Annotated in this window: 12 protein-coding genes, 1 tRNA gene and 2 pseudogenes; 7 read left to right on the plus strand and 8 right to left on the minus strand. The window is 56.2% G+C overall.

The annotated features are described in order from the left end of the window. Positions 1 to 4: 4 nt before the first annotated feature. The 3 genes from PH5382_RS17415 to hemN all read right to left on the minus strand — a co-directional run bounded on the left by PH5382_RS17415 (position 5) and on the right by hemN (position 3,580). Positions 5 to 1,222 (minus strand): BtaA family protein, encoded by a 1,218-nt coding sequence (locus PH5382_RS17415; protein WP_058335672.1) that lies wholly within the window; start codon positions 1,220 to 1,222, stop codon positions 5 to 7. A gap of 15 nt (positions 1,223 to 1,237) precedes the next feature. Beyond that, on the minus strand, positions 1,238 to 2,050 hold the full coding sequence (locus PH5382_RS17420) for a UDP-2,3-diacylglucosamine diphosphatase (protein WP_058335673.1): 813 nt from the start codon (positions 2,048 to 2,050) through the stop codon (positions 1,238 to 1,240). A gap of 174 nt (positions 2,051 to 2,224) precedes the next feature. Continuing rightward, positions 2,225 to 3,580: an oxygen-independent coproporphyrinogen III oxidase gene (gene hemN / locus PH5382_RS17425; RefSeq protein ID WP_058335685.1), complete on the minus strand. Its 1,356-nt coding sequence runs from the start codon at positions 3,578 to 3,580 to the stop codon at positions 2,225 to 2,227. Between the two features lie 239 nt (positions 3,581 to 3,819). Here hemN and PH5382_RS17430 point away from each other — a divergent pair. Beyond that, positions 3,820 to 3,906: transfer RNA gene (locus PH5382_RS17430), tRNA-Leu, on the plus strand. 39 nt (positions 3,907 to 3,945) lie between these two features. On the opposite strand, the gene PH5382_RS20195 is transcribed toward PH5382_RS17430, so the two are convergent. After that, positions 3,946 to 4,269 (minus strand): hypothetical protein, encoded by a 324-nt coding sequence (locus tag PH5382_RS20195; protein WP_231751924.1) that lies wholly within the window; start codon positions 4,267 to 4,269, stop codon positions 3,946 to 3,948. A 532-nt stretch (positions 4,270 to 4,801) separates the two neighbouring features. Here PH5382_RS20195 and PH5382_RS17440 point away from each other — a divergent pair. The 4 genes and pseudogenes from PH5382_RS17440 (at position 4,802) to PH5382_RS17455 (ending at position 9,620) form a co-directional block, all read left to right on the plus strand. Continuing rightward, positions 4,802 to 6,013 carry a GTP-binding protein gene (locus PH5382_RS17440; RefSeq protein ID WP_058335675.1) on the plus strand — a complete coding sequence of 404 codons (1,212 nt, stop codon included), beginning with the start codon at positions 4,802 to 4,804 and terminating at the stop codon, positions 6,011 to 6,013. Next, the gene (locus PH5382_RS17445) at positions 6,013 to 6,654 is read left to right on the plus strand and encodes a DUF1826 domain-containing protein (protein WP_231751925.1); all 642 of its coding nucleotides are present in this window, start codon (positions 6,013 to 6,015) and stop codon (positions 6,652 to 6,654) included. The genes PH5382_RS17440 and PH5382_RS17445 overlap by 1 nt, the downstream gene beginning before the upstream one ends. Positions 6,655 to 7,118: 464 nt before the next feature. After that, on the plus strand, positions 7,119 to 8,141 hold the full coding sequence (locus PH5382_RS17450) for a 50S ribosomal protein L11 methyltransferase (RefSeq protein WP_231751926.1): 1,023 nt from the start codon (positions 7,119 to 7,121) through the stop codon (positions 8,139 to 8,141). Positions 8,142 to 8,874: 733 nt separating this feature from the next. Next, positions 8,875 to 9,620: pseudogene (locus PH5382_RS17455) on the plus strand (ZIP family metal transporter). A 103-nt stretch (positions 9,621 to 9,723) separates the two neighbouring features. On the opposite strand, the gene PH5382_RS17460 reads toward PH5382_RS17455, so the two are convergent. Next, the gene (locus tag PH5382_RS17460; RefSeq protein ID WP_156414954.1) at positions 9,724 to 10,152 is read right to left on the minus strand and encodes a hypothetical protein; all 429 of its coding nucleotides are present in this window, start codon (positions 10,150 to 10,152) and stop codon (positions 9,724 to 9,726) included. Positions 10,153 to 10,749: 597 nt separating this feature from the next. On the opposite strand from PH5382_RS17460, the gene PH5382_RS20200 reads away from it, so the two are divergent. Beyond that, entirely contained in the window at positions 10,750 to 10,995 is a 246-nt protein-coding gene (locus PH5382_RS20200; RefSeq protein ID WP_058335677.1) for an FAD-dependent oxidoreductase, read from the plus strand. A gap of 321 nt (positions 10,996 to 11,316) precedes the next feature. Here PH5382_RS20200 and PH5382_RS17470 read toward each other — a convergent pair whose 3' ends face one another. Genes PH5382_RS17470 through PH5382_RS17480 form a run of 3 tightly spaced genes read right to left on the minus strand, consistent with a single transcriptional unit; the run spans position 11,317 to position 16,440 of the window. Continuing rightward, positions 11,317 to 12,645 carry an HlyD family type I secretion periplasmic adaptor subunit gene (locus tag PH5382_RS17470; RefSeq protein WP_058335678.1) on the minus strand — a complete coding sequence of 443 codons (1,329 nt, stop codon included), beginning with the start codon at positions 12,643 to 12,645 and terminating at the stop codon, positions 11,317 to 11,319. Between the two features lies 1 nt (position 12,646). Next, complete coding sequence (locus PH5382_RS17475) at positions 12,647 to 14,737, minus strand: peptidase domain-containing ABC transporter (RefSeq protein WP_058335679.1); 2,091 nt, start codon at positions 14,735 to 14,737, stop codon at positions 12,647 to 12,649. Continuing rightward, positions 14,734 to 16,440 (minus strand): ABC transporter transmembrane domain-containing protein, encoded by a 1,707-nt coding sequence (locus tag PH5382_RS17480; RefSeq protein WP_082645744.1) that lies wholly within the window; start codon positions 16,438 to 16,440, stop codon positions 14,734 to 14,736. The genes PH5382_RS17475 and PH5382_RS17480 overlap by 4 nt, the downstream gene beginning before the upstream one ends. Before the next feature lie 182 nt (positions 16,441 to 16,622). Here PH5382_RS17480 and PH5382_RS17485 point away from each other — a divergent pair. Continuing rightward, positions 16,623 to 17,010, plus strand: a pseudogene (locus tag PH5382_RS17485) (hypothetical protein); the annotation flags it as partial.

Consider the following 17,010-nt stretch of genomic DNA (forward strand, 5'->3'; position numbering starts at 1 on the left):
TCTCTTACCCCTGAAACCGGTAGAGGTGAAAGCCGCCGTAGATCGCAGACCGGTCCTGCGCTGTGCCGCGCGCCGATTCCATTTCATCGTAGGTCCAGCGGTTGAGCGTTTCAGGTTTGACCCGACCAGGCAGGATATCTGCAGTGCCTCCGGTGCGAAAAATTACCCGAGCACCCGGGCTGGCCGTACGGGTGATTTCATCCCAAAGCGCGTTCAGCTGCTGATCATTCATCCAGTCCTGTGCATCCAGCAGTACATAGCCCTGTTTGGAGCCATCGGGGGCTTCGGCCAGCACATCGGTCAGCGCGCGGTTGACGATCCGCCCCTTGCTGGCATGGCGGCGCAGGGCTGTGAAATTGTGCTGTTGCAAATAGGGCGGCAGCGCGCCCGCGGGCGAGGGATCATAGCGGCGGGCAAAGGCTTGCCAGGCGAAGTAGTTTTTCTGAATGGGGAAATCACACATCAGCTTGCGCACGCGTTCGCGCAGTACAGGCAGGACATCGCCATCCCCATCGGCTGCCAGCTTATCGTATTGCGCGGGCGGAATGCCCAACCCGAACAGGGCGGCGCGAAACCCGGCCAGCGTGCGGACCAGCCACATGTCAAAGAGCGGCGCGATTTTCAGATCAAAAAACGCCTGTTGTTCCTGCAGGGTGCGGGCGGCCAGAAGAGGGGCGAAATCGACCCTACCCAGACGCGCCACCAGATGCACAGCGCCAAGGAAACGTCCCAGTAGCCCGCGTCGGTAAAAGCCTCTTTGGAAAACGGAAATTCGGCGCTTGAACGGTGCGCGGGCCTCCCAGAAGCTGCGACTTGGCGCATCGAGATACGGCTGGATGTAACGGTCATAGAGGTCTGCGTTGCTGGCCAAATCGGCGCAGCCAAAGAACTGGTAGAATGCTGCGTAGTCCGGCAGATGCTGGGCCGCTGTTAGTTTCAAACGCCCAAGGGCAACATGTGCCGGAGACAGATCCACCGCCGTCACCGAGGCAGGACCCGCAGCAAGGTAGGACAGCATGTTGCAGCTGCCAGAGGCAATGCAGACCAGATTGTCCTGAGGGGTGATTTCTAGCGCCTGCATATCGACAACCGGATCTTCCCAAATCTGCGGGTAGACCAGCCCCAGAAACAGGCGCGAAAACAGGCGCTCCAGGCGCCCCGTTGCATGATCGGCCTCTTGCAGGACTGCGGCGTCCAGTTGGGCCTGTACGGAAATACTCATCGAACAGTTGCCTCTTTATACATTTTCAAGTTGCTTTTCCTTGCGGCGGGCACGGCGGGCACGGCGGGTGCGGTCGCGATGGCGCGACAGGCGTGCTGAAATTTCCCAGTCGATCAGGGACAGGCGGCCATCTTCCAACTCGACCACGGCTGTGCAGCTTTCGACCCAGTCGCCGGTATTTACATAGGTGATGCCGTCCATGTCGCGGATCGCAGCGCTGTGAATGTGGCCGCAGATCACCCCGTCATAGCCGCCACGTCGGGCTTCAGCTGTCAGGACATTTTCGTATTCGCTGATGAAGTTGACAGCCTGTTTGACCTGATATTTTGCCCATTTGGACAGCGACCAATACTGCCCACCCCAAAGGTGACGCAGCCGGTTGATCCGGGTGTTGAGCCAAAGAATGAAATCATAGGCGCGATCCCCCAGATGGGCGAGCCATTTGGCGTTGACCACGATAGAATCGAATTGATCGCCATGGGTCACCAAATAGCGGCGACCATCGGCGCTGGTGAAATCGGCGGTGTTGACCACCTCGATGCCGCCAAAATGCGTACCCAGATAAGAGCGCAGGAATTCGTCATGATTACCGGGGATCAGGTAGATCTCGGCGCCATCATGCGCCTTGGCCAGCAGGGCCTGCACCACATCATTGTGGGCCTGTGGCCACAGGAAACCTTTGCGCCGGATGCGCCAGGCATCAACGATATCCCCGACCAGATAGTAGGTTTCGGCTTCGTGTTTGGTGAGAAAGTCGAGCAGCAGTTCGGCCTGACAGCCCGGTGTGCCCAAATGAATGTCAGAAAGGAAAATGCTGCGGTATTTCACCTTGCGTGTCCCAGCTTGTTTCGCTGAGGGCAGGCATATCGCGTCAGGTTAACAGAACCGTGACGCAGCTTTTCTCATAGAAAATCGTCGACCAGATTGCCGGACCTCGGGGCAGTGACGCCTGAAGTTCGGTTTTTTTTATGAAAGAACAGAAGCCTTTATCGCTCCATGCAGTCACGATGCTCGGCTGAACTTTGCATCCGCAGGCATATGCGCATCAAAAAGACTGGCGATGAGACGCGTCAGCGCCCGCCCCGCAGGCATGATCTCCATTTTGCCATCCTTAGTGGCGATCAAATCTCCAAAACGGGCTTCTGCCTTGTGAATGTCAGCAGCCAGCGTATCGCAGAGCATGCCGAATTGCTGGCGCAGGGCAGGCAGGTCCAGTGAAAAATCGCACATGATCATTTCAATGGCGCGCGCGCGCATCAAATCCTCGGTGGTCATCTCGTGACCACGGCTGCCTGCCAGCGTGCCTGCCTCGATCTTTTTGACATAGGCAGGTGTTGCGGGTGCATTCTGGACATAGCCGCCAGGCAGGCGCGATATCGACGAGGCGCCGATACCAATCAGAGTGGGGCAGGTGTCTTCGGTATAGCCCTGAAAGTTGCGCCGCAGATGCCCGGTCTTTGCGGCCTCGGCCAGACTGTCCTGTGGCAGGGCAAAGTGGTCGATGCCAATCGCATCAAAGCCAGCCTCTGCAAAGGCGTCACTGGCCTGCCCAGCCAGAGCGTGACGGGCCAGATCATCGGGCAGCACGGCCTCGTCGATCAGTTTCTGCCGCTTGGCAACCCAGGGCACATGCGCATAGCCAAACAGCGCAATACGATCTGGTTTGAGGCTGAGCACCTTGTCCAGCGTGTCCCCCATGCGACGGCTGGTCTGATGCGGCAACCCATAGACTAGATCCGCATTGAGTGAAGTGATCCCAGCGGCGCGCAGATCTTCCACGCAGGCCAAAGTGTCTTCATAGGGTTGCTGACGACCAATGGCCTCCTGCACCAATGGATCAAAATCCTGAATGCCGATGCTGGCCCGGGTCATGCCTTCGGCAGCCAGTGCCGCAATCTTGTCTCGGTCCACCAATGTGGGGTCAATTTCCACAGAAAATTCCCAGTCGGCTGTGTGTGGAAACACTGATTTTACCGCCCGCGCCAGCCGGTGGATTAGTTCCGGAGGCAGAATAGTCGGCGTGCCACCGCCCCAATGTAGCCGCCCCATCTGCAGCCCGTCAGGCAGGGTTTGTGCCAAAAGCGCCAGTTCTGCCTCAAGGGTGGCTATGTAACTTTCGACTGGGCTGAGAGACTGGGTTCCCTGGGTGCGGCAGGCGCAAAACCAGCAGAGCCGCTCGCAGAAAGGAATATGGATATAGACCGAAACCGGAATGGCAGGATCCAGCGCCGCCAATTGGTGCTTTTGCATCTCCGGGCCTACAGCAGGGCTGAAAACCGGCGCGGTTGGATAGGATGTGTAGCGGGGCACACGGCTGTCAAACAGCCCAAGAGCAGCAAGGCGATCAATATGTTTCATGACTCCCATCTGTCTCTTTTTTTGTGTCCGTTCTTTGCGCAGGATCAAATAGAAGACATTGTCAGCCTGGCTCCAATTTCGGATTGAGGAAGGAATGCTGATGGCTAGTGGACTGAAAAGGCGAATGAATTCTCCGAGCATCAGGGAGGGGTGGAATGACGCAAGTTTTTTTCCTATCACCGGGTGATTTCCGTTTGACGCTCTGTGCGACTCCGCATATACGCCCCCTCACGACACCTGCCCAGGTGGCGGAATTGGTAGACGCGCTAGCTTCAGGTGCTAGTATTGGCAACGATGTGGAGGTTCGAGTCCTCTCCTGGGCACCATTTTACATTCAGATGTACATAATCTCAAAAACTAAAAAACTAAAATATTACAGACACTTGCGGATTTCGAAAACCGTTTTGGCGGTCATAGGCCAAAGGTGCTTTGAATGCTGTTTTGAGGATGGTTTTCTTCACTTCCAACGGCCCCTTATCGTGGATATTCCAAGGGTTTGACAGGAGCTCTCGCAAAAGTTCGAAAATCTGACCCATGCTCGCCTTCGGTTTTGAGTTTTGCGTGATTTTCTCACTCATGCGCAGCTTGTCTTCATCCAGCTTTGCAATCTTGGTTTCGAGTTCTGCGATGACTTTTGGGTTCGATGTTTCGACCAACCGCTCCACCATAGCGTCCTGCTTCTTATCCAACTCAGTGATTTTGCGTTTCAGAGCAGTTTTGGCCTGTTTGGTTTGTTCTTAACTCTGGCTTGATGCGTCGCTCAGCATCGACATCGCCACTGCGAGAATATTTTCGGTTGGAGTCGTGGCGCTCAGAACCTTCTCAAACCCAGCTTCAACTTTCTCAGCGCGGATAGCCTTCGAACGCCTCTTCGACAATCGAGGCGACAGGTTCGTCTGAGGGCAGTCCTTCGATGATTTGTACATGGACTGGCTAGTATGCGGATTAACCCCTACATCGGCCTCGCGCTGAAATTGGAATTTATATACGAAGAAGGCAGTACATTTCTTTGCCAATATTGCGCGGTCCACCTACTAAAATCACCCCGGAAAGATGGCCGGATCCTACCGTGAGCCGTTTTGTAACTTCTAGGCAAGTCCAGGCAAAAGTCCTTAGGTTCTGCGCATAGTTTGTTCGATACCATTTTGGCGGGTTGCACAAACTATATGTAATGTTATTACATATTTTTAATTTCCAAACTTCAGCATCCAGGAGAAACCATTGAAAGACCGTCGGCTAGCAGATACCCGCCTTCCCGTAACAGTCCTGTCCGGCTTTCTAGGCGCCGGGAAGACTACGCTTTTGAACCGTGTGCTGAACAACCGCGAGGGGCGTCGCGTGGCGGTCATCGTGAACGACATGTCCGAGGTAAACATTGACGCTGATCTGGTGCGTGAAGGCACAGAGTTGTCGAGGTCAGAGGAAAAACTTGTCGAGATGTCGAATGGTTGCATTTGCTGCACCCTGCGGGACGACTTGCTGAAAGAGGTCCGGCAACTGGCCGAAGAGGGGCGCTTTGACTATTTGTTGATTGAATCCACCGGAATTTCCGAACCACTGCCTGTGGCTGCCACCTTTGATTTCCGCGACGAACAGGGGCAAAGTCTTTCGGATGTAGCCCGCCTTGATACGATGGTCACGGTCGTGGACGCGGTGAATCTGCTTCAGGATTTCTCCAGCCATGACTTCCTAACGGATCGAGGGGAATCCTTGGGTGACCAGGATGACCGCAGCCTAGTTAGCCTGCTGACTGAACAGATCGAATTTGCCGATGTAGTCATTCTTAATAAGGTCACGGATGCCGGGCGCGCGCGTACGGACAGTGCACGACAGATCATCCGCAGCTTAAATGGCGATGCCAAGATCCTCGAAACAGATCACTCGCAGGTGCCAGCCGAGGCCATTCTGGACACCGGTCTGTTCGATTTTGACACCGCACATGAGCATCCAATGTGGGCCAAGGAGCTTTACGGTTTTGCCAACCACACGCCCGAAGATGAAGAATACGGGATCACCTCTTTCACCTACCACGCCCGTGCACCGTTTCACCCGCAAAGACTTCATGCGGTGCTGAATGGTGACCTGCCTGGCGTGATCCGTTCCAAGGGGCATTTTTGGATCGCCACGCGCCCGGATTGGGCGGCAGAATATAGTCTGGCAGGTGCTTTGTCTTCCATCACGCCCTTAGGCCGCTGGTGGGCGTCAGTACCCGAAGATCGTCTTCCGACCCACCCGCAGGCGCAGGCTGAAATAGCCCGCAACTGGTCGGAACCCTGGGGTGACCGCAGGCAAGAGCTTGTCTTTATTGGCGTCGGGCTGGATCGCGCTGCCATCTGCCATCGGTTGAACGCCGCTTTGGTCGACGCGGATGATTTCTTGCCTGATACATGGGCCAATCTGTCCGATCCTTTCCCGCGTTGGGGGCAGGGCTGATGGAAGCAGCCATCATGCGCCAGCTGATGCAGGACATCCCCGCCGGAGTCAGTGTCACTGAAACCGCCACAGGTTTATCGGCGATTCACCGCCCGGGATGTGCTGCTGCTATCTGGCAAAGGTCTCCCTTGCCGTCATTCCAATCCTGGATCGATGAGCTTGATCCCAAACATCTGCCGAAAGGTCGAACGATCCTGCGCCCGCACTGTGTGCGAGACACTGTTCATCAGATTTGCATCAGCCAGGGAACCCCTGACTGCAAGGAGCGCAAGAACCTGATCGATGACATTGCCGCGCTGGCCGAGGTTTTCGCGGACCTGATGCAGGCGCGGAACTTGAGGTTGCGCCTCGACGTGGTGACGACGAATGCGTGCCGCAAGTTCCATGTTGACGCCGTGACCGCACGGCTCGTCTGCACCTATCGCGGAACTGGAACGCAATTCGGAACCGAACAAGACATCGATGATCCGCAGCGCATTTTCACTGTCCCCACAGGCGCACCGATCCTTCTGCGTGGGACGCAATGGCAAGAGAAGCCCCGGTCTGGCATTCTGCACCGCTCGCCGCCTATTCAGGGCACGGGCGAGACGCGTCTGGTCATTGTTATTGACCCGATAACTGATCCCGCAGACGAGATTTGAGCTTTCCTGAGCTGCCTGGCAAAAGCTCTCTCTTTCAAACAGAGATTACGGGAAACGGAGAGTGTTCGGAGGTAGGATTAGAACTGCCCGCTGCGTGTGTTGGGAGAGCAGTTCGTGCGCGGAGGCTCAAAGGCAGGAGCAAGAACAACGAGTTATTCCCTGTTCCGCCGAGGCTTTCCTTTACCAATTTTTAGATGCTCATGGTGAATATGCCAATCGACAGCATTTGCTTAAAATGAGGAAAGCTAAAATTGTTAGAAAAACAGCCACTGCCCGCTTCTCCAAGGCGCCTTGAGTTTCAAGAGCATCACCAAGGTGCTCGAGAAGCAGACAGCCTTGTCCAGCTTGCAAAAGCTGAACCCTTAACTGATGGCGGCATTCAGACATCGCAGCTTCTTTCGGCAGCTCTCACCATAGATCCCCACCATCACGAAGCGCAGGTGTTGCAGGAGCGGCTTCATCAGATGTTCGTTCCCCGTTGGCATTTTCCAATGCTGGCCGACACGGCGCGTAACAGTGCCTATGCCGAGGCCATTGCAGCAAAGGTAAGGCCCGGTGACGTGGTCCTTGATATCGGCTGCGGTGCCGGGCTGACAGCAATGCTGGCGGCACGTGCCGGTGCAAAACATGTCTATACCTGCGAACAGCAGCCTCTGATCGCGCAGGCGGCACTCAAGGTCATCGAAAAGAACGGGCTCAGTGATCGCATCACCGTTATTCCGAAACTGTCGCACAATCTAGTTATTGGTGTGGACATTCCGGAACTGGCGGATGTGGTGATTTCGGAAATCGTCGATACCGTTCTGCTTGGCGAGGGAGCACTTGCGACACTCACGCATGCGATATCCGCGCTGGCCAAGCCGGATGCGCGGGCGGTTCCCGAAAGGGGAACACTGTTTGCGCAGCTCGTCGAAAGCGACCAGCTCCTGGATTTGTGGCAGCCACTAGAGGCAGAAGGGTTTGACCTGAGTGGGTTTCATCACTTGGCCAGCGTCGCGCAGATTACGCCGAACGATTTTGCGGCCTGTGGGTTGCGCCCGCTGGGACCTGCGACAGATCTGTTTCAGTTTGATTTCACCAAGCCAAATGTCAGACCTGCGCGCACAACAGAAGCCCTTAGCTGTTCCGGTTGCGGAACCATTCATGCCGTCTTTGTTAGTTTTGAGATGGAACTGGCGCCCGACATCATAGTGACAAACGGATTGCAGTCCAGCGGCCATTGGGGACGAACGGCTTTCCTGCTGGATCATCCCAGATCTGCTTTGGCGGGTGACCGCGTCAAAGTGACGGCTCAGCATGACTCGGCGCAGCTGAGCTTGTCCGTGCACGCGCCTGTTTCCGGCACGGATGATGCGACCCAGGCCCTCCTGCGGGCGAAACAAGCCTTACATACGCAGCCACCCCTGCGAGACGATTGCGACCTTAGCATTATGGCCCAGTCGAAATGGCACCCGACAGATGCTCGGAATGGTCATTCTTACCACTAGAACAAGTGCAGGAATGGGACATGCCATCCCTAAACTATTGCCAGTGTCAGGCGCGGCAATCAGATGGCGTGCCCTCTGCTGATCGGTGTCCGTCGCAAATCTCCTATTGGGCCCCAAGCCGGGCGAAAGCGTTACTTGCGGCCTGTTTGCGCAACATGTGCGCCTGCTGCAGGGCACCGCCACGCGGGCTGCCTAGTGAAAAGAGCTGCGGACATTCTGGCAATGGCAAGCTATCTGTGTGGACCGAAAGCAGAAGATACGAACATTTCAAATGTTGTCAGACAAAACCACCGCTGCTGCGCTGGAGGCTTCAATTAAATCGGCTGCGAACGGTCGTTGACGTTTTCTGCACCTATGAGTTCTCGGTCTCCGGGTGACGCTTCCTGACCTGCAAACCAGCCACTTAAGCCGATGCATTTGGATGCAGTGCGGTCCAGCCTCGTTCTTTTGTTTAGCTGGGTGAAGGCCTCTTGACCGGAGACCTGAACGACTTCACTCAGCCCGAACGCGACGACTAGTCTCGCGCTTCGGCGGTGCTATGCATCGCCTGTTAGCAGAGAAGACCCAAAGGTATTTCTGGCTGCAATCAATGAGCCTAGAGCCTCAGTTCTGTTTGATTGGCGTATCACTTGGGACTGAATTTGGGCCCGTCTGATATCTGCAGCGCTAAGCTAAAGAGTGGATCATAACGCCATTGATTGCCGGGATTCTGGGAATCACAGTCGCCGGATTGATGACGGTGATTGGCGCTTTTCCTGTGCTTGTTGAACGTCGCGTGACTGCACGAACACAGGATGTGTTGCTGGAGTTTTCTGCTGGCGCGATGCTCGCGGCCTCGTTTTGTTCGCTTATCATCCCCAGTCGTGTGGCCCCAGTCTTGAGGGGTCCGAACACCTTTATGGCGCTTGGATGGCAACCGGCACTGATCGCCGTGACCGGGATACTGCTTGGGGGCGCCGCTATTCTTGCCATTGGTCGCGCCGTCCCATCCAGGCATTTCGTGTCGGGACGGGAAGGGAGGGGCCATCTCGCGATGCGTTCAAAAAGATATGGCTCTTCGTGATTGTCATAACCATTCATAACATTCCAGAGAAGCTGGCCGTTGGCATTGGTTTTGGCGGTGGGAACAACTCAGGGGGGCTAGAACTGGCAATCGGTATCGGTTTGCAGAACGCTCCGGAGGGTCTCGCGGTGGCGCTTGCGCAACAAAGCGAAGGCTGCTCGAAACACTATGCCTTTGTGGCTGCCGCGCTGACTGGACTGGTTGAGCCCATTGCGGGCGCAGTCAGAGCGGCTGCAGTGGAAGTATCCGAGCTGACCCTGCCCTGGGGGATGGTCTTTGCGGCTGGCGCGATGATCTATGTGATCAGCCACGAGATCATAACTGAAACACACAGGCGCGGGCATCAGGACGCGGCAACAATCGGACTGATGATTGGGCTGGTCCTGATACTTTTTCCGGATGTGAGCCTCAGCTAGACTGGGGCGATTGGCGGGTGAGTTGGGCCAATGTGGCCGTTCTTTGGTCCTGCGGGTGCCGTTGCTGATGACTCAAATCATTTTGGACCACGCCGGGCAGCTTTCAGACTGGTTCCGATTTTGCCGATTTCACCGCCCGCTTCGCGGTCTCGACGGTTTCCTCAATCGCCTCAACCTCGTTGGTGACAAAAGCACCAGCGCAGTGTGTCAGCATTTCGGTGCAGTCTTTCGCATCCTCAGCGAGCCTCTCCATCGAATGGGCCTGCCAATCCGTAAGGATGCCCATTGCGGCTTGCGGATTCTGCATAGCTCCATCCGCAAGCTGCCTGCTTGCTTCAAGTGCAGCCCGTGTTCCATCATGACGCCGCTTGAACCAAGCGGTTGAAAAGTCTTCAAACTTCTCCAGAAATTGTTCCTGTGCCTGCCAGAAATGTGTGCTCTGCGCCCCTGTCATAGGTGCAGCGGCAAACATGGTTTGGGCAGATTTTATCATGCCTTGCATTCCGCTGGTTGCATCGTTGAGTTTAGGCATTGCGTCCTCCTGTTGCTGGTTATCACGATCGGTTTTGAGCCGATGATCCTGAGGGATGTATTCCATCTGGGCGGGCTGCAAATGGCAGTCTGGGCCGGGGAATGGGTCATCGGAGATCAGACCGCCCCACTATGCCACGCCCTGCAGGGTTGGAATTGACCTCTGTCAATTCGTGAGTGCACAGGCCAAGAAACAACCTTGTTGAGCGGGCAGGACCGGGCCTGGGGGATAGCTAGGGTGCAGGAAGGCTGCAGAAATCGCGCCACGCCAGCCAACGGGAGCAGGCAATTACCGGTAGCTCACCGTCTGCCACACCATCTCCTGCACACCATCTCATGAATGTGATGCAGCTCCTGACACAAGAAGGCGGCAAAACTCTTTGTATGGGCAGACGGGGGAAGGTTGGAGAATAGAGGCATTGAGGACAACACGGGGCTGAATCTTTCGGAACACAGCGGGAAGAGGTCGGGGTTGTGACCGGATACACCCGCAGACAGTAGCCGGGTCGCAATTGCAGCAGAGCGGTCATTGGATACCCGCTCAAATCAGCAGCCGTTTTGAGATCTGTATCGGGCCTGTCGGCAGGGGGCGCGTAGAATGAATTTGGGTGTTCTGATCATCGTTGGTGGCATTCAGGGATGTGCCACTGCCTATCATCTGGCAAAACAGAGTGTTTCTGTCATTGTCTTGGAAAAGGACAACGAGGCGCGGCATGCTTCTGGGGTGAATGCCGGAGGGTGCGACTGCTTGGCCGTGACATCGCTGAAGGGCCTCTCAGCCATGCGGCCCCCAGGATCACGGCCCGCATGCCGCATTTCGCCGGACCTGCCGTCGGCGCCGTGAGCCGTCAGCTCAGCTTCAAACAGTCGACAATGGCATCGTATTGATTGGCGGCGGGGCCAAGGGGGCGCGGGCTTCGGTCAACCGGATGCGGACCGTACTCGAGACCTGTATACAGGACAATCTGCACGCCGGACAATCTGCCGGTTATCAGCCCCGCCGCGAATACGGACCGTGGCTTCCGTGCCTTTGGCTATTCAGCCCATGGTTTCCAGCTGGGCCCCACTACCGGAAAAGTGATGGCCGACCCGGTGCCCCAACTTTAAGCCGACCGTAAACCAAACCAAGACTTGGGCCGCCTATAATTGGTTCTGCTTAGCAAGGTCATCTTTCGTTAAAGGCGCGTTCCATGGTCAGCTGGACTGGCTTCAGCATATAGGCCAGCAAGGTCTTTTCACCGGTTGTCATCTCGGCCACGACCGTCATCCCGGCCTGCAGAGGGCGCTGAAAGTGACCGGTTCCGACACGGGTGTCGTCCAGCTCGATGGAGGCGCGAAAATAAGTCTCTCCGGTGCGTTCGTCGACCAAAGGCAACGGAGAGACGGATTGCAGCCGCCCCTGAACCTTGCCGAATTTGCGGACGTCGTAGGTGTCGATACTGACGGAGATCGGGTGTTCGGAGCCGATATGACCAACCTCGGAATTCGGAATGCGAGCTTCGACAACAAGCGCCTGCCGGGTCGGCAGCAGCTCGAAAATTGTCTCGCCCGGGGCAATGACTTCGCCCGGGTTCGGATGAATTACGGATTGCACAACGCCGCGTGCAGGTGCCACCAGACGCAGGTCCTGCAGTTTGGCCACCACGGTTGCCAGCGAGACCTTCAGCTGCCCCAGTTCCCGATCCAGTTCAGTGATCTGAGTAAGAACTTCTTCGCGCAGGGTCAGTGTTTCTGTCGCAAGTGCTGCCGTAGCCAAACTCAGATCTCGCTTGGCTTCAGCCAGGCGCACATGGGCGTCTGAAGCTGCAGCGCGCAGGCTGTCCAGCCGGTCTTCTTCTTCCAGAACCTCATTGATTGGCTTCAGTCCGCGATCATATAGCTTTGCGTATTTCTGGAGAATTTCTTCTTTCTTATTCACGCGTTCCAAACTGAAATTCACCGCAGCCTGCAGGATCTCCAGGGTTTCTTCTTGCTGGGCAATGGAGCTTTTCTGGATTTTTTGGCTTTCAAGATACAGCTCCAGTGCCGCAGAGGCGCCGGAGAATCCATGAGTTTCCAGATCGCGAATGTCAGCTAAGGTCAAAGAAGAGCTGTGGTTGAGGGCCGCGAGAATGGCCTTTGCATTATCAAGCTCATGTTCAACGGCCGTAAATTGCCCGCTCAGAACGTCATTTTGCTGTTTCAGGTCGGGATGTTTAAGCACCATCAGCACATCCCCGGCTTCGACGGTTTGGCCGTCACGCACGTGCACGGTCTGGACAATCCCGCCCTCCATGCTTTCGATTTCGTGATAGTCGCCGAGAGGGGTGATGGTCCCGGGAGCTCGGGTGATTTGCGGCACATCCGTCTGGCTGGCCAGCAGAACGAGGATGGCGACCATGGCAGAAAACGTCAGGGAAAGGAGCGCTGCAAAGCGTGGCGGACGAGCATGTTTTTTCCGCTTGGCGCGTTCCATTGGGCCGACTGCTGGTTTCTTGTTGGAAAAACTATTCATTTTAAGCTCCGAAAGTTTTCAAGACGGCTTCGATTTTTTTGCGCCCGGCGGCCCCGGTGTCCTGAACGGCGATTCTGTCACCGTTGAGGAAAATGAAACGATCCGCGAATTGAATGAAGGAGCGGTCAGCGGTCGCAATGACCACTGTTTTGTGACCGCGTTGGTTTTTCACCCACTCCTTGAAACAATCGCGGCGCAAGTCGTCCAAGCCGTTTGTCGGCTCCGAGAAGAGGTGGATTGAGGAGGGGCGTGCCATGCCACGCGCCAAGGTCAGCGATTTGACGGCTTCTTCTGGCAGGTTTGCCAGAACCGTATCGGTCAGGCGCGTATCGGCCCCCTGCGGCAGCAGATCAAGATCGTCCTTTAGTCCAATGCCGACGAGTGCGTCGTCGATTTCTGCATCAGACAGCGACGGCGCGGCAAGACGGAAATTCTGCGCAACAGTGCCATAGAAAAGGGATTTATCGTAGGTTGCATAGGTGACGGATTTGCGCAGCTCGTCCATGGCGATTTGGCGAATATCAATGCCATCGTGTTCGATCGTACCGGCCAGCGGCGTATAGAGACCATCGATCAGGTCTAGGACTGCTGTGCGCGCAGAGGTATCGCTGCCCATGATCAGAACCACTTCGCCGGGCTCGCATTTGAAACTTGCCTGCAACAGAACCGGCGCGTTCAACGGGTCAGGGCGATGGGTTACCGAAGCAAAACTAATCGCGCCGCTCAGTGTTTTCTGGTGGGATTGTTCAAGCCCCAACTCCATTTCCTCGGTAAGGCTCAGCATGCGGTCAGCCTGGGTGCGGCTGCTCCGGAATGAGAGCAGCTGCGGCATGTTTGAATACAGCGCCTGAAGCGGCGCAAGCACCTTTGAAACGAGTGCGATAGAGGCGATCAAGGCGCCAAAGCTCAGCTCTCCGGCCAATGCGCCCTGTGCACTCAGAACGACGGCTCCAACGGTTGCGAGGGCTGCTACTGTCTGGGCCATAGACTGGACAAAGGCCTGGAACTGTCGAGCGTGCCGGGTACTGCGTTCGGCGACTTTTGCCAGCGGTATGCTCCGCTCAAGCCACTGGTTCTGTACCCCAAGATTGGCGATGGCCCGCTGGTTCGCAATGGCATCATGGACCACAGACTGGTTCGCCGCGTTCGCTTCGGCTGCATTTTGATCCAGTCGCTGCTGGTGAGGGATGGTTATGACAGCAAGTACAACCAGAAAAACCGCAAGGCCAAGCGTCAACAGCCCTACCGGAGGGGCAAGGTAGATGAGGACCGAAAAGAAGATCAGTGCAAAGGGCAGATCAATCAGCGTGGTCATGATCTGGCCGGTGAAAACTTCGCGCAGCGCTTCGAATTGACGAAAACGGGCCAGCTGCTGGTTGATGTCTGATTTTTGCAGTTGGGCCAGAGGCAGGGCCATCAGCTTGCGAAACAGGGAAACGGTCAATTGCCTTTCCCCATGCCACCCGACATAGGCCAAAGCCCTGATGCGCGCATACCGAAAGCAGAAATCGGAGGCCCCGATTACGATCACACCAACCACCAGTGACGCCAGCATGTTGACGGATCCCGAAGGAATGACCCGGTCGTAGATGGCCATGATCAACAGCGGCGCCAGCAGTCCAAGAAAATTCGTCAACAGGGAGGAGGCCAGAAGCCAGGGCATCATAGGCCTCAGCTCGCGAAAGGAATCTCGCACGGTTGCAAATTCGTTCTCTGAACGCCGATGGGCAAAACGGTTTATGCGCACCACCAGACAGGTGCGATGCGAAGGCTTGCGCAGCTCTGTGTCCGCGTCCTGACTGTAGCAGACTTCCAGCGCGTCCCCCTCCTTGCCGAGAGCCATGAAACATGCCCCGGTTTCAGGTATGACCAGTGCTGGGCATTCGTCAGCCGTGATGTCCTGTTCAGCACAACGGATCTTGGTGTAGGGGATCTTGAGGTTGTCCAGCGTATCAACGATCTCTTCCGGATGCAGGCTTTTCGACATATGCGGAAAGGCTTCCAGAATGGTCTCCTCGCTGTTTCTCCAACCTCCAACCAGAAGAAGCTGTTGCAGCAAGCGGCTTGCGGACTGGGTCGTCAGGGTATTCATGCCGCTCCCTTTCTCTGGGTGTTTGCATCCAGGCGTTCTTGTTCGGCGTCTGCATCCCAGGCCGCAATTTCTGCGGCGGTTTCGGCCTCAAGCATGACGGTGTCGTCCGCAAGATGTTTCAAGCGCGGATCTGGGCTGGCCATCAGGATTGTCGGTCGCGGGCTGAGTGACCGCAGACATGTTGCCAGAGCATGGCGCTCCGGGGTGTCCAAAATAGCGCTGGGTTCGTTCATCAACAGCACCCGGGGTTGCACGGCCAGCGCGCGTGTCAGCGCAATTAGCTGTCGGTTGACGGGATCTCTCTCGAAACTGGTTCCGGTATTGAGCTTGGTGTTGTAGCCCTTGGGCAGACGGTGAATGCGCTCTTCCAGGCCGAGGGCTGCAGCAAAATGCTTGGCGCGTTCGATTTGCGCGACACCTCCAAAGGCGCTGAGATTTTCTAGCAAGGTGCCGGACAGAATTGCGGGATCCGACTCTAGGATGACCATTGCATCCTTGCCGCGCCAGGCGGTGAGCTGGGATGCGGGAATGTCACCAATCAGTATTTCGCCCCGGTCCGGCTTGCGTTGACCTGCCAGGGCACTGAAGAAAGCCCTTATCATCCAGGCGTCACGGGCATTGACCAAGACTGTCGAGCCCTGAGGTACATGAAAGCTGGCGTTGGCAAAGGAGCGACCTGTGCGGTCTCGCCGCTTCATGCTGAGCCCCTGTACCAAGATGTCGCCGCGCAAAATCTGCGCGTCGGGCAGTGTCTCGGATTGTGTTTCAAGAGCTTCCATCTCATCCAAGCGGGCCCGGGAGACGGCAAGGCTTTCCGACTGCACCCAAAGGGTCATCAATTTTGTCAGGGGCTGGATGATCCGACCATTCAGCAGCATACAGGCCGCCAGTTCCGCTATGCCGATCATGTCGGTAATGACCAGATAGGCGCCCAACAGCCCCATCGATGCCACAGTCAACTGCGAAAAAACGGCGCCAAAGCTTTGGGCCAGACCGGAAAACTGGATGAGTTTTCTGCTGATATCAACGGTTTGGTCTTCCAGCATTTCGAAGCGCCGGGCCATCTGCCGCTCCATTCTGTTGGCTTTGATTGTCGACATGTTAGACAGCAGTTCGGACAGGAATGCATATCGGCGCGTGTCCAGTTTCTTGCGCGCGCCAAACAGCGCCCATTGGGCGCGTTTCATGAAGAAGGTAAACATAAGGGCCACGCAAAAGGCGCCAACCGGCACCAGAACCAACCCGCCGCCAATCAGTCCAATCATGAGCGCAAAAAGCAAGGTGAAGGGCAGATCAATGGCCAGTGTCTGATTCTGGCCTGCGTGGTGATCCCTGAGCTGGCCGATTGCGGCATAGCGCTCGATGTAAGAGCTGCCCGGATCTTTGGCAAAGTCGACCGTGTTGGCTTGCAGGACCCTGGACATGAAGCGGTGGTGGTTTGAGATGGCGGCCTCTTCGGCCGAAACATTGAGCAAAACAGAGCGGGTCCAACGCAAAATAAGCTCCATTGCGGTGCTGATCAGTAGCGCCAGAGTGAGCATTCTCAAGGTTTCGGCAGACTGAAACGGGATGACCCGGTCAAAAATCAACAAAATGGAAATTGGCATCAGCAGGGAAAGAACATTCAAGGAAACCGACGCGGCCCCCAAGGGAATATCGATTTTCCACGCCGAGGTCCGGCCGATAAATCCCTGCGTTCTCATTTCGTTCACCGCCCAGTTAATTCGCTGCCCCCATAGAGCGCGACAGGTTTAAACTGCAAGTTAAGCGTGTGGGGAAAGTCGTGAAAATTGTATTTAACTGCAAGTGTTTAGTAAGATTTAAGGGTTTGAAAGGTTATTCCTATGGCAGAGACTTTTATCGGCATTTGGGAGGCCCTTGAGATATGGGAAATACAGAAAACGAAGTCGACCCATATCTGATTTCGGTGCCGGGAGAGCAGGAGGAGCCAGAAGATCTGGGCACCCTGTTATCTCAAAACGCTGATGACCTGAGCGATGACCCAAGCCGCAGTACGCTGCATACGGGTGAAGGAGGGGCTTCTGGTGAGGCCCTTGAACGCGCCTATGAAGGCGGCGCGCCGACTGAACCGGCAGCCACTCCGCCTGAGATCAAAAATACGGATGTGAACGAAGCCCCCGAAGCGGTGACGCTGGACGGGGCCCCGGTTGCGGAAAACGCCGTCGGGGCGGTTGTCGGCACGGTCTCGGTGGTGGATCCGGACGCAGGCGACAGCCATACCTTCGAGGTCTCGGATGACCGGTTCGAGGTGG

The organism is Phaeobacter sp. CECT 5382 (genome assembly GCF_001457775.1).
Classification (GTDB): domain Bacteria; phylum Pseudomonadota; class Alphaproteobacteria; order Rhodobacterales; family Rhodobacteraceae; genus Pseudophaeobacter.